General features: G+C 37.5%; 13 protein-coding genes and 1 tRNA gene. 10 read left to right on the top strand and 4 right to left on the bottom strand.

What is annotated here, in order from left to right; all coding sequences use genetic code 11:
* The first annotated feature begins 19 nt into the window (after positions 1–19).
* Positions 20–313 (top strand): hypothetical protein, encoded by a 294-nt coding sequence (locus tag H344_RS0110735; RefSeq protein ID WP_051254260.1) that lies wholly within the window; start codon positions 20–22, stop codon positions 311–313.
* A 282-nt stretch (positions 314–595) separates the two neighbouring features.
* Here H344_RS0110735 and H344_RS22290 read toward each other — a convergent pair whose 3' ends face one another.
* Complete coding sequence (locus tag H344_RS22290; RefSeq protein WP_262482282.1) at positions 596–721, bottom strand: hypothetical protein; 126 nt, start codon at positions 719–721, stop codon at positions 596–598.
* A 201-nt stretch (positions 722–922) separates the two neighbouring features.
* Positions 923–2158: a 3-deoxy-D-manno-octulosonic acid transferase gene (locus tag H344_RS0110725; protein WP_034256437.1), complete on the bottom strand. Its 1236-nt coding sequence runs from the start codon at positions 2156–2158 to the stop codon at positions 923–925.
* Positions 2159–2251: 93 nt separating this feature from the next.
* On the opposite strand from H344_RS0110725, the gene H344_RS0110720 reads away from it, so the two are divergent.
* The 3 genes from H344_RS0110720 (at position 2252) to H344_RS0110710 (ending at position 4992) form a co-directional block, all read left to right on the top strand.
* Complete coding sequence (locus tag H344_RS0110720; protein ID WP_026810325.1) at positions 2252–3406, top strand: DegT/DnrJ/EryC1/StrS family aminotransferase; 1155 nt, start codon at positions 2252–2254, stop codon at positions 3404–3406.
* 50 nt (positions 3407–3456) lie between these two features.
* The gene (galE, locus tag H344_RS0110715) at positions 3457–4485 is read left to right on the top strand and encodes a UDP-glucose 4-epimerase GalE (protein ID WP_026810324.1); all 1029 of its coding nucleotides are present in this window, start codon (positions 3457–3459) and stop codon (positions 4483–4485) included.
* Between the two features lie 150 nt (positions 4486–4635).
* Positions 4636–4992 carry a hypothetical protein gene (locus tag H344_RS0110710; protein WP_026810323.1) on the top strand — a complete coding sequence of 119 codons (357 nt, stop codon included), beginning with the start codon at positions 4636–4638 and terminating at the stop codon, positions 4990–4992.
* A gap of 1 nt (position 4993) precedes the next feature.
* On the opposite strand, the gene H344_RS0110705 is transcribed toward H344_RS0110710, so the two are convergent.
* Entirely contained in the window at positions 4994–5524 is a 531-nt protein-coding gene (locus H344_RS0110705) for a hypothetical protein (protein ID WP_034256435.1), read from the bottom strand.
* A 104-nt stretch (positions 5525–5628) separates the two neighbouring features.
* On the opposite strand from H344_RS0110705, the gene H344_RS0110700 reads away from it, so the two are divergent.
* Complete coding sequence (locus H344_RS0110700; RefSeq protein WP_026810321.1) at positions 5629–8448, top strand: 2-oxoglutarate dehydrogenase E1 component; 2820 nt, start codon at positions 5629–5631, stop codon at positions 8446–8448.
* Between the two features lie 93 nt (positions 8449–8541).
* Positions 8542–9762, top strand: a complete 1221-nt coding sequence (gene odhB, locus H344_RS0110695; RefSeq protein ID WP_026810320.1) for a 2-oxoglutarate dehydrogenase complex dihydrolipoyllysine-residue succinyltransferase — start codon at positions 8542–8544, stop codon at positions 9760–9762.
* Between the two features lie 91 nt (positions 9763–9853).
* Here odhB and H344_RS0110690 read toward each other — a convergent pair whose 3' ends face one another.
* On the bottom strand, positions 9854–10294 hold the full coding sequence (locus tag H344_RS0110690; RefSeq protein WP_026810319.1) for a retropepsin-like aspartic protease family protein: 441 nt from the start codon (positions 10292–10294) through the stop codon (positions 9854–9856).
* 37 nt (positions 10295–10331) lie between these two features.
* On the opposite strand from H344_RS0110690, the gene H344_RS0110685 reads away from it, so the two are divergent.
* The 4 genes from H344_RS0110685 (at position 10332) to H344_RS0110670 (ending at position 13268) form a co-directional block, all read left to right on the top strand.
* Positions 10332–11099, top strand: a complete 768-nt coding sequence (locus H344_RS0110685; RefSeq protein ID WP_026810318.1) for a TatD family hydrolase — start codon at positions 10332–10334, stop codon at positions 11097–11099.
* A 152-nt stretch (positions 11100–11251) separates the two neighbouring features.
* Complete coding sequence (locus tag H344_RS0110680; protein ID WP_026810317.1) at positions 11252–12283, top strand: asparaginase; 1032 nt, start codon at positions 11252–11254, stop codon at positions 12281–12283.
* Between the two features lie 71 nt (positions 12284–12354).
* Positions 12355–12442: transfer RNA gene (locus H344_RS0110675), tRNA-Ser, on the top strand.
* A gap of 76 nt (positions 12443–12518) precedes the next feature.
* Positions 12519–13268: a MotA/TolQ/ExbB proton channel family protein gene (locus tag H344_RS0110670; protein WP_026810316.1), complete on the top strand. Its 750-nt coding sequence runs from the start codon at positions 12519–12521 to the stop codon at positions 13266–13268.
* The last annotated feature ends 17 nt before the right edge of the window (positions 13269–13285 follow it).

Genomic DNA, 13285 nt, shown 5'->3' with positions numbered 1-13285 from the left:
TTAAAATAATATCGTAATAATGTCTAGAACTAATACTCGTTGGGTATTTGCAATGGTGATTGTCATCCTTGGTTTTATAATCGGAATATATCTACAGGATCTTAAGCATCAGGAGAGCACTAAGGCTGCCTGGGAAGCTAATAGATTTAATGTGGCTAGGTTTAATAAAATAATGCGTTTTACTGGGGAAATGAACGAGAGTAATTGGTCGTATATGAGGGATAGTATCGGACAACAACTAGATAGTTTAATGATTTTGAGATTCCGTAAGGAAGTAGATAGTTTAAACGCAATTAAAAAGAAGGATAAGTAGTAGCTTTATTATAGCGCTCTGCCGAACACTGCATTATTAAATTTTTGAATTCCTCTTTTAGTATTCTTCATCTTTAATAGTAATAATTACTATTCGTAGTAATACGAACAGCTAGTCTTCCTTTAATCTAGGGTTAAAGTATTTTAATGGATAGGTAATGTGACTTTGTAATTGGAAAAGAAGAGGTTGATATTTTCAAAAAAAACATAAGCATTTTACGATGAAAAGATCATCAAGAAATTAAGCTTTCAAATTCAGTGTTGTTGCACGTTTTAGTTCGACTTAAAAGAAGCCTAATCCGGCCAATATAAGAGTTACTATTACCGCTAAAAGTATCGCAACCAATACCACTACCATTACGCTTAGAAACCCATTAAGCACTCGTGTGCCAAAAGTAACGTCTTCCATAATTCACGATTTTACTACAATTTAAGAAATATTTATCGATTTTAAAACGTTTCTGGGGGTATTTCGATGAGCTATAGGCCTATTATTGTATTTATTTGATGAACTGTAAAAATTTCCGTTAAAAAGCTGATTTTTAATGTAGTTGATGCGGTTAGATTTTTCCCATGATGTTCGTAAGTGCTATGAAAATTTGTTCAGAGGTTATAGAAGTGTGCTGATGTAATCCATAATCTGGACACTTGCCCCCTTATTTTTGTTTACATAGTTGAGGTTGATTTCTCCTGTACGGCTTAGGAATTCTTTATCAGACACCAATCTATTCATCAGATTATGGTATTCCTCTTTGTTGTTCACTACTATAACGCCGCCTTCCTCTACTAAATCTTCGGCTTCCTTAAAGCCTTTAAAGTTGCTCCCTATGATTACAGGAATTCCAAAAACGGCTGGTTCTAGTGTGTTGTGTAAACCAGTGGCAAAGCCGCCGCCAACATAAGCTATATTGGCATAACTGTATACTTTGGTTAGTATTCCAATAGTATCTATAATCAACACCTTGTAATCGCTCAAAGGCTCATTGTCTAATTCGGAATAGAGTATGGTTTTCTTATTTATAGAAGCTTTTAACTTACTAATTTGTTCTGGTTTAATGTTGTGCGGAGCCAACACATATTTTAAATTGGAGTTGTCCGCATTAATGTAGGGGACTAGTACCGCTTCATCTTCTGGCCACGTGCTACCAGCAACCATTACGGGCGATTCAATTTTAAACTCCTCCATAAAAGGTAAGTGGTTATCCCTTTCTACAATTTCCATCACACGATCAAAGCGGGTATCCCCACCTAGGGTAACCTCAGTAATTCCTATTTCGTTTAAAAGTCGTACCGAATTGGTGTTCTGAACAAAGATATGAGAGAAGTGATGTAGGGCCTTCCTCATAAAGCCTCCATAACCCTTAAAATAGATTTGCTCCTCTTTAAAAAGAGCGGATATCAATAAGGTCGGTATTTTTCGTTCTGCCAATATTTTTAAATAGTTAGGCCAGATTTCATATTTCACAAAAATGACCAACTTGGGGTTCACCAAATCCACAAACTGCTGTGCGTTTTTAAAAGTGTCTAAGGGGAGATAGGTAATTGCATGAGCCGCATCGCTATTTTTCTTTACCTCATAACCGGAGGGAGAAAAGAAAGTAACCACTATTTTATAGGAAGGGTAGGTATGTTTTAATCGCTCTATAACAGGCAACCCCTGTTCAAACTCTCCTAATGAGGCTGTATGCACCCAAAGTACCTGGTCTTCCTTGGAAAGGGTTTTTCTTAGATAAGGAAAAACTTCTTTACGGCCGTTAACGAATAGTTTTATTTTAGGGTGAAATAAGGCAACTAGTCTTAGAGCCAAAGAACTTATTTGAATGGCAAAATTGTAAATCCTGGACACGTTAATTAGGTTTGGGGCTAAAATACTTCTTTAAATAATATCCATTAGCTGCGAATCCTTATTTTTGCAATAATATTTTGATAAATCAGGAGGATGAAAAAAATACAAATGGTAGACCTAAGCGGTCAATACCAGGCAATTAAAGATCAAGTAAACAGTTCCATTGCTAACGTAATGGAAACTACTGCTTTTATTAACGGCCCAGAAGTACATGCCTTTCAGAAAGAATTGGAAGAATATCTTGGTGTAAAGCATGTTATTCCATGTGCTAATGGTACAGATGCCTTGCAAATAGCAATGATGGGGTTGGGGCTGAAGCCCGGAGATGAGGTTATTACTGCAGATTTTACCTTTGCGGCGACAGTAGAGGTGATAGCTTTACTTAATCTAACTCCTGTTTTGGTAGATGTAGAGCCAGATAGCTTTAATATTAATATAGATGCGCTGGAAAAGGCCATTACTCCAAAAACCAAGGCAATTGTTCCCGTTCACCTGTTTGGGCAATGTGCAAATATGGACGCTATTCTAGAGATTGCAAAAAAGCATAACCTTTATGTAATTGAAGATAACGCTCAGGCAATAGGGGCTAGCTATACCCTAAAAGACGGGACTCGAAAAAAATCTGGTGCTTTTGGTGATGTTGCAGCTACCTCTTTTTTTCCATCTAAAAACTTAGGTTGTTATGGGGATGGAGGAGCGCTTTATACTAATGATGACGATTTGGCGCATACCTTAAGAGGTATAGTTAATCATGGGATGTATGAGCGTTACCATCACGATGTAGTAGGAGTGAACTCCAGATTAGATTCCATTCAGGCAGTAGTACTTCGTGCTAAATTGCCTCATTTAGATCAATATAATCAGCGAAGAGCAGAGTCTGCAAGGAAATATACCGAAGCTTTTAAAGGTCAAGAGAATATAATAGTCCCTAGTATTGTTCATACTTGTGGAAAAGAAGATACACAATGCGATTGTCATGTATTTCATCAATATACGCTACGAATTACTAATGGAAAGCGCGATGCTTTGGTAAAGCACTTTGCAGACCTACAGATTCCATGTGGAGTGTATTACCCAATTCCACTTCACCAGCAAAAGGCCTATAAGGACGAACGTTATAAAGAAGCGGATTTTCCAGTAACTAATCAATTGGTGAAAGAAGTAATTTCTTTACCTATGCATACAGAGTTAGATGATGAGCAGATAGCGCATATTACATCGACTCTAATAAAATTTGTGAATTCGTAGGCTTAGTATAAAGAGTTGCGCAGCCATAACTAATCAATTACAATAATAAGATAATGAAAATAGTAGTAACAGGAGGTCTAGGGTTTATTGGGTCTCATACAACAGTAGAATTACAGAAGAAAGGTTTTGAAGTGGTTATCATAGACGACCTTTCCAATTCTACAGAAAAGGTATTAGACGGAATAGTGGCTATTACTGGGAAAAGACCTGAATTTGAAAAAATAGATCTTAAGGAAAAATCCAAGGTGGAAGATTTCTTTAAAAGGCATCAAGATATTGCTGGTGTAATCCATTTTGCCGCTTCTAAAGCAGTAGGTGAAAGTGTAGAAAAGCCTTTGCTGTACTATGAAAATAATATTGGTACCCTAGTGTACCTTTTAAAAGAGTTATCTAAAAAGCAGCGTGCTAGTTTTATTTTTAGTTCTTCTTGTACGGTTTATGGTCAGGCCGATAAAATGCCTATTACCGAGGATGCACCGGTAAAGGCAGCGGAATCGCCATATGGAAATACAAAGCAGATAGGGGAAGAGATTATTCAGGAAACTTGCAAGGTAACTCCTGCTATTAATGCTATTGCTCTAAGGTATTTTAACCCAATGGGAGCACATCCTTCTGCAGAGATTGGGGAATTGCCAATAGGGGTGCCTCAAAACTTAGTGCCTTTTGTAACCCAAACAGGAGCCGGAATTAGAGAGCAGATATCTGTCTTTGGTGGGGATTACCCAACAGAAGACGGTACTTGTATTAGAGACTACATTCATGTGGTAGACTTGGCTAAAGCACACGTTGTTGCCTTAGAACGTCTATTAGATGGTAAGAATGAAGAGAATTACGAAGTATTTAATGTAGGGACTGGAAAAGGAAGCTCCGTTTTGGAAGTGATTCAGAGTTTTGAAAGAGTTTCTGGTAAGAAATTGAACTATAAAATTGTAGGGCGTAGGCCAGGGGATATTATGACCGCCTATGCAGATACTACTAAAGCTAATGAAGTGCTAGGATGGAAAGCGGAGTCTTCTTTGGATGAAGCAATGAAATCTGCTTGGCTTTGGGAGCAAAGAGTTAGGAAAGAGTCGGTTTAGTATATCAAAAATAATTACTACCTAAGGGGTTGTTTCCACTAAAGTATGGGATATAACCCCTAGGGATAGTTGGTAAGTTTTGCAGAGGAAGATGCGTGAGGGTTAATGAAGGTTGCATTAAACACCATGTAGAAAATTCATAAAAAGCATATGGTTCAACAATTTTCCAATATTGCGACACTCTTGGAATATGCTCAGGATAATAGTCTATATAACGAGCTTGTAATTCAGCTGAAAAAAGACTTTACCCTTGCTAACGTATATGTAGATTTTCCTGATGATGTTTTGCCCATGGATTTAAAGACAATAATCCATGAAAAAATTTACTACCTGATGATGGAAAGGTTTACGGAATATTTAAACCTTCTTTACATTGTAGATGTTCCGGAAAAGGTGGTAAAAGCCATTAAGAGTAATGATGTGGTAGAAATTTCTGGGGAAGTGAGCTTTGAGATTCTAAAAAGAGAATGGCAGAAAGTGTGGTTCCGAAAGAAATACGGATCGTGAATTAGAAGTACACCCTAACAAATGGCATCCAGGCATTGGAATAAATACTTTTCTGATTGTCGTGTAAAAGGTTGTATCTCACTCCCATGGTAATATTCGGTAGGCTATACCCAATCCCCGCAAATAAGGCAGGAGACCAATAGGAAGAAGTGTGATTTTCACCGTTTATTTTAACGCTGTTGTTTATCCTTAGCTGTTCTAATTCTGCAGAGAATTGCACTATTGGAATTGGATTGTAGAAGGTTAATATAGATCCACCATACGCCATAAGTTTGGCGTTATCAAATTTTGCATAATTAACATTGAGTGCTACTCCCGTACTAAATTCATTAGTTGCTCTGTAAATTGCTGAAGGAGATAGAGAAGCGTTAAAGCTTTTATTTCCAATTCCAAGACCTAAACCTCCTCCAATCTGTACTTTATTCCAAAAATTAGATTGATTCTGATTTTGTTGAGAATGACAAAGCGTGGTTAAAAAGCTGAAAAACAGTAAAAAATATTTCAGTGATTGTAAATAGGCTCTTTTTTTCATAGTGAATCCTAAATATTTGTCAATATTATGCCTAAGATAAGCTTAGATATGTGAAAAGTTGTATTTTTGATTTAAATTTTGATCAAAAGACAGAGAATTTTTTCATGGATAAATATTCTTTTTTAAACGCTGCACATACTTCATTTTTTGCAGAATTATACGACAAGTATTTAATTAACCCCGATAGTGTAGAGCCTAGTTGGCGAGCTTTCTTCCAAGGTTTCGATTTTGGAGCGGAGAGTGCTGGTGATGGACTTGCGTTAGAAACGCCACCGTCTTCCAATGTGGAGGGGCAATCGATAGATGTGCCCAAGGCCTTGCAAAAGGAATTTCAGGTGGTCCGTTTAATAGACGGCTATAGGACTAGAGGGCATCTCTTTACTAAAACTAACCCAGTAAGGGAGAGAAGACAATACTTCCCTACCTTGGATTTGGAGGAGTTTGGTCTAGAGCAATCCGATTTAGGAACTGTATTTACAGCAGGGGAGATATTGGGTATTGGTCCAAGCACACTTGAAAATATCATAGAGCATCTTACCAATATCTATTGTGATGCTATTGGTGTAGAATATATGTATATCCGAAACCCAGAAAGGGTAAAATGGATACAAGATTGGTTGAATGTAAATGATAACCATCCTAATTTTAATGCAGAGGAAAAGAAGCATATCCTAAAGAAACTGAACGAAGCGGTATCTTTTGAAGGATTTCTCCATACCAAATACGTAGGTCAAAAACGTTTCTCCTTGGAGGGGAACGAATCATTGATTCCGGCCTTAGATGTTATGGTAGAAAAGGCTGCCGAAATGGGAGTGGAGCAATTTGTTATGGGGATGGCCCATAGAGGTCGATTAAATGTACTTACCAATATCTTTGGTAAGGAGGCAAAAGATATTTTTAGCGAGTTTGACGGGAAGGATTATGATCAGGAGATTTTTGATGGCGACGTAAAATATCACCTTGGTTGGACATCCGAACGAAAGACTAGAAGTGGTAAGAAAATTAAAATGAATATCGCTCCTAACCCTTCGCACTTAGAAACTGTAGGTGCAGTGGTAGAAGGGATTACTAGGGCAAAACAAGACGTTCATTTCCCGGACGAGTTCTCTAAGATATTACCTATTGTAGTTCACGGAGATGCAGCTATTGCTGGTCAGGGGCTCGTTTATGAGGTGGTTCAAATGGCTTCCTTAGACGGGTATAAAACTAATGGTACTATACACGTAGTTGTAAATAATCAGATAGGATTTACTACTAACTATTTGGATGCTCGTAGTTCTACTTACTGTACAGATGTAGCTAAAGTAACTTTGAGTCCAGTGTTGCACGTAAATGCTGATGATGCTGAAGCGGTAGTACATGCTGCTACTTTTGCTCTGGAGTTTAGAATGCGCTTTAAAAGGGATGTCTTCTTAGATCTTTTGGGATATAGGAAGTATGGGCATAATGAAGGGGATGAGCCTAGATTCACCCAGCCTAAATTATATAAGGCAATCGCTAAGCACAAAAACGCAAGAGATATCTATGCGGAATCTTTAATAGAGCAAGGTGTTATTGGTGAAGATTATGTAAAAGAATTAGAAAAACAATATAAAGCTGATCTAGAAGAGGAATTAGAAGACTCTAGAAAGGAAGACAAAACAATCATCACACCATTTATGGCTGATGAATGGAAAGGATTCCAATATGTTAGGGATTGGGAGATGCTAGATCCAGTGGATACTACCTATAGTAAGGAGAAGCTTACCGAAATAGCGAAAGTAATAACAGAATTGCCTAAGGGTAAGAAGTTCTTGCGAAAAGTAGAACGATTGGTTCAAGACCGAAAAGATATGTTCTTTAAAAAGAATTCTTTGGATTGGGCTATGGGAGAATTATTGGCTTATGGTTCCTTGCTAGAGGAAGGGTATGGTGTTCGTATGTCTGGTCAGGATGTAGAAAGAGGTACTTTCTCTCACCGTCATGCGGTAATGAAAGTAGAAGAGAGTGAAGAAGAGGTGATGTTGCTTAATAACATCTCTAAGGATCAGGGCGATTTCCAAATTTATAACTCCCTATTATCGGAATATGGAGTGGTAGGTTTCGATTATGGTTACGCAATGGCAAGTCCAAATACATTAACTATTTGGGAGGCTCAGTTTGGTGACTTTAGTAATGGTGCTCAAATAATGATCGACCAATATATTTCTGCTGCTGAAGATAAGTGGAAGTTGCAAAATGGTTTGGTAATGTTATTGCCACATGGTTATGAAGGTCAAGGTGCAGAGCATTCATCGGCACGTATGGAGCGCTATTTGCAACTATGTGCTATAGATAATATGTATGTTGCTGATGTTACAACTCCTGCAAACTTATTCCATTTGTTAAGGAGACAGATGAAGGTGAATTTTAGAAAGCCGTTAATTGTTTTCACTCCAAAAAGTCTTTTAAGGCATCCGCGTGCTGTTTCTACCGTGGAGGAATTTTACGATGGTAAGTTCCAAGAAGTGATAGACGATGCTACTGCTGATGTGAAAAAGATTAAAAGCTTAGTATTCTGTACTGGTAAGTTTTACTACGACCTCTTGGCGGTTAAAGAAGAAAATAACCGGGATGATGTGGCTTTGGTAAGGATAGAACAACTGTTCCCTATGCCTTCTAGTCAGATTAAGGCTATCATGAAAAAGTATAAATTTGCCGATGATATTGTGTGGGCTCAGGAAGAACCAAGAAACATGGGAGCTTGGGGGCATATTGTGATGCACTTTAGTGAAGCTCATAAGTTTAGAGTAGCATCTAGAAGGTTTTACGCTTCCCCGTCTGCCGGTAGTGCAGTGCGTTCTAAGCGTCGCCATCAGCAGGTGATAGATTACGTGTTCGATATTGAAAAGAACAATATGAGTAGGAATCCTGAAGAGGCAAGAAAAGAAGCAAAAAAGAAATAAGGAACTGCGGTAATATGCAGCTAAAATAATTCTGATAATTTATTATATTATTGGAGAGAAAATAAGACAAATCAAAAATTAAAATTATAGCAAATGATTTTAGAAATGAAAGTTCCTTCCCCAGGGGAGTCTATAACTGAAGTAGAGATAGCGGAATGGTTGGTGAGTGATGGGGATTATGTAGAAAAAGATCAGGCTATCGCTGAGGTTGATTCTGATAAGGCTACCTTGGAGTTACCTGCAGAGGAAAGTGGGGTTATTACATTAAAAGCTGAGGTTGGTGATGCGGTAGCGGTAGGGGCTGTTGTCTGCTTAATTGATACCAGTGCAGCCAAGCCAGAAGGTGCTGCTAAGAAAGAAGAGGCGCCGGAAAGTAAGCCAGAAGAAAAGAAGGCTGCAGAAAAGCCTGTAGCAGAAAAATCTACTAAGGATACTTATGCCACAGGAACAGCATCGCCTGCAGCAAAAAAAATCTTAGCAGAAAAAGAAATAAATCCTGCTACTATAAAAGGTACAGGTAAAGATGGTAGGGTAACCAAGGAAGATGCTATAAAAGCGGTTCCATCTATGGGGACGCCAACGGGTGGTTCTAGAGAGCAATCGCGTTCTAGATTGTCTATGTTGCGTCGTAAAGTGGCAGAGCGATTAGTGTCTGCAAAGAACGAAACAGCAATGCTAACCACTTTTAATGAGGTGGATATGTCTGCTATATTTAATTTGAGATCACAGTATAAAGAAGACTTTAAAAATAAGCATAATGTAGGGCTTGGTTTTATGTCTTTCTTTACCAAAGCGGTTATAAGAGCTTTGCAAATGTACCCTGCAGTAAATTCCATGATAGATGGGAATGAGATGATTTCTTACGATTTCTGTGATATCAGTATTGCAGTATCTGGTCCAAAAGGACTGATGGTGCCTGTAATTAGAAACGCAGAGAATTTAAGCTTTAGAGGTATAGAAGCTGAAGTTAAAAGATTAGCTCTAAGAGCACGTGAGGGAGATATTACTGTTGATGAGATGACTGGAGGTACTTTTACTATTACTAACGGTGGGGTGTTCGGTTCTATGTTGTCTACTCCTATTATTAACCCTCCACAGAGCGCTATTTTAGGAATGCACAATATTGTAGAGCGTCCTATTGCTAGAGATGGTGCAATTGCTATAGCGCCTATAATGTATGTAGCATTATCTTATGATCACAGAATTATAGACGGTAAGGAGTCTGTAGGTTTCTTGGTTGCCGTTAAAGAAGCTTTGGAGAATCCAGAAGAATTGTTGATGGATAATAACGTTAAGAAAGCCTTGGAGATGTAATAATCTACCAAGAAAATTATAAAAGGCCCGCTAGATTATAAATCTGGCGGGCCTTATTTTTTTAGAGAACAATATATTTTGAAGTAGCGATTTATTGTTTTAAATAAAGTCTTGTCTTTTTATAGTCTATGATGGCTTTCCCTTTTTGTAGTAAGTCGGCCCCAATAATACCGTCTACGGGCATGGCGTTATGTGAGGTTAATGCCTCATTTACGTGTACAAGGTCAAAGAGAACTATCTTGTGTTTTTTCTTAACCCATTTCCCAATTTCAATTTTATTTTTTGTGGATAGCTTAGTTAGCATTTCAGTAGCTCCAGCCCCTGCTGCCTTTATTTCTGAGTCTTTTGAGTTTAATTTAAAGTGCTCTATTTTATCCATTCCGATGCAGGTGTTAGAAGCTCCGGTGTCTAAGATAAAGAGTCCTTCTACTCCATTGATAGATACCTTTATTTCAAAATGATTGGTGGCTGTAAGGGTGAGGGGAATAGAGATATAGTTTTTCTTTTTGAGAAATGATTTCAGGCTAGCCATGTACTTTTTTTGTCAAAGATAATCTTATTTTTGTTGCATGATAATAACGGATACGCATACTCATTTATATAGTGAGCTTTTTGAAGAGGATAGGGAATTGGTGATAAGTAAAGCCTTGGAGTTAGGCGTGGAGCGATTTTTTATTCCCGCTATAGATTCCACTTATACGGATTCTATGTTAAAGTTGGAAAAAGACTATCCAGACCACGTTTTTTTAATGATGGGATTGCATCCTACTTCTGTGAAAGAGAATTATAAAGAAGAACTGGCTCATGTAGAGGAAATGTTGGCCTCTAGAAAATTTTATGCAGTTGGGGAAATTGGTATAGATCTCTATTGGGATAAAAGTTTTTTAGAGCAACAAAAGATTGCTTTTAAGCAGCAAATTCAGTGGGCGAAAAAATATGAATATCCTATAGTGATCCATTGTAGGGATGGGTTTGATGAGATTTTCGACATTCTAGAATCCGAAAAAGGGGATGATCTTTTTGGAATTTTTCATTGTTTTACTGGGGATTACGAGCAGGCAAAAAGGGCTATTTCTTATAATATGAAGTTGGGTATTGGGGGAGTGGTTACCTTTAAAAATGGTAAAATCGATACCTTTTTAAATAAGATAGATCTTAAGCATATAGTGCTAGAGACAGATTCACCTTACTTAGCGCCTACTCCTTTTAGGGGAAAACGAAATGAAAGTTCTTATGTGGTGCAGGTGTTAGAAAAAGTAGCGTCCTTATATAATATGGAGGTTGCTGAAGTTGCAGCTATTACCACTGCTAATTCCAAAGTCGTTTTTGGAGTGTAGTTTTTTTTGAAGGTTTATATTGTTAAAAAAAACTAAACCTTAGAGGGGTAAGATAATCTTCTGAGTGCAGAATTGTATAATGACTTATTATGCATTAGTCTTCCTTTATAAAATCAGTACATGGATTTTGAATTAATATTAAAAACTTGACCGTGACAAACAAAAAAACAAAAATTCTCCTGATCTATACAGGAGGAACCATTGGGATGGTCAAAGATTATGATACTGGGGCATTAAAAGCTTTTAATTTTAAAAAATTGCAGAAGAATATCCCAGAGCTGAATCAGTTAGATTGTGATATTGATAATATTTCTTTTGATGCTCCTATAGATTCCTCTAATATGAACGTTGAGGATTGGGTAGTAATAGCTGAAATAATCGAAAGTAATTACCAGAGATATGATGGCTTTGTGGTGTTGCATGGGAGTGATACTATGAGTTATACTGCTTCTGCATTGAGTTTTATGTTAGAGAATTTAGGAAAGCCTGTAGTTTTTACTGGATCTCAGCTTCCTATCGGTGACTTGCGAACAGATGCTAAGGAAAACTTGATTACTTCTATTCAGATTGCGGCCTTGCAAGAAAATAATAAACCGGTTATTCAGGAGGTTTGCCTTTATTTTGAATATAAACTCTATAGAGCTAATCGCACTACTAAGATTAATGCGGAGCACTTTGAGGCTTTTGCGTCTATGAATTATCCATCTTTGGCGGAGTCTGGTGTGCATTTAAAGGTAAATAGAGAAGCTTTATATAGAGGAAAGAAGGGGAAAAGCTTTAAAGTGCATAAGCAAATGGATCGAAATGTGGCTATTTTGAAGATTTTTCCTGGTATTGGTCAACCTTTGCTAAATAGTGTGCTAAACACCCCTAATTTAAAGGCTTTGGTATTAGAAACTTATGGGGCGGGTAATGCCCCAATGGAAGATTGGTTTAAAAAAGAGCTTGGTGGCGCTATTAAAAACGGTATATTTGTAGTGAATGTAACACAATGTTCAGGAGGAAGTGTGCTAATGGGACAGTATGAGACCAGTGAACATCTCCGAAAATTGGATTTGATTAACGGAAAAGATATCACTACAGAGGCAGCAATTGCCAAAATGATGTATCTTTTGGGAAATAATATTTCTCCTAAGTTGTTCAAAACCATATTTGAAACATCTCTGAGAGGAGAAATGCAATAAAAATTAGGTGCGAAATTTTATTAACTAATATATTTTTTGTTATTTGGCACCTAGTTAATTTAATGCGAACTAGAGAGGTGGCCGAGTGGTCGAAGGCGCACGCCTGGAAAGTGTGTATACCCCAAAAGGGTATCGAGGGTTCGAATCCCTTCCTCTCTGCTTTAAGTTTTATTTTTTTATTGTGTATTTTTTTTATCTTTAACCCTTATTAACTAACTAAAATTAAGTTTAGAAAATGAAAAGATTATTCTCTATCCTAGCAACAGCTGGGTTATTTGTAGCAGGTACAAATACTGTAAGTGCAAAAGTTGTAGCTGCGGCGGCAGTTTTGCAAGACGCGGCGCCAGCTGCTGAAAAAGGTTTTACGCAAGTGTTAAAGGAGCAATTTATTCAAGGTGGTGCCGGATTTATGGGTATCGTACTTTTATGTTTGATCCTAGGCTTGGCTGTAGCTATTGAAAGGATTATTTATCTAAACTTAGCGACTACCAACAACACTAAGTTGAAGTTGCAAGTAGAAGATGCTTTGGCTTCAGGCGGAATTGAAGCTGCTAAAGAAGTATGTAGAAATACTAGAGGTCCAGTTGCTTCTATCTACTACCAAGGTTTGGAAAGAGCTGGTGATAGCATCGAATCTGCTGAGAAAGCAGTTGTTGCTTACGGTGGTGTTCAAATGGGGCAATTAGAAAAGAACGTTTCTTGGTTGTCTCTATTTATCGCTATTGCACCTATGCTTGGATTTATGGGTACTGTAATCGGGATGATTCAGGCTTTCCAGAAAATTGCAGCTGTAGGTAACTTGAGTGCTTCACTTATTGCAGGTGATATTCAGGTAGCATTATTAACTACGGTATTTGGTCTTATTACAGCGATCATCCTTCAGATCTTCTACAACTACATCATTGCAAAAATCGACAGTATTGTAAATGATATGGAAGATTCATCAATCACTTTGATTGATATGTTGGCAGATCACAAAAAATAAGTTGGACTAAATACTTA

It is taken from the genome of Arenibacter latericius DSM 15913 (assembly GCF_000424985.1).
Classification (GTDB): domain Bacteria; phylum Bacteroidota; class Bacteroidia; order Flavobacteriales; family Flavobacteriaceae; genus Arenibacter; species Arenibacter latericius.
This window is presented reverse-complemented; position numbering and strand designations above follow the sequence as displayed.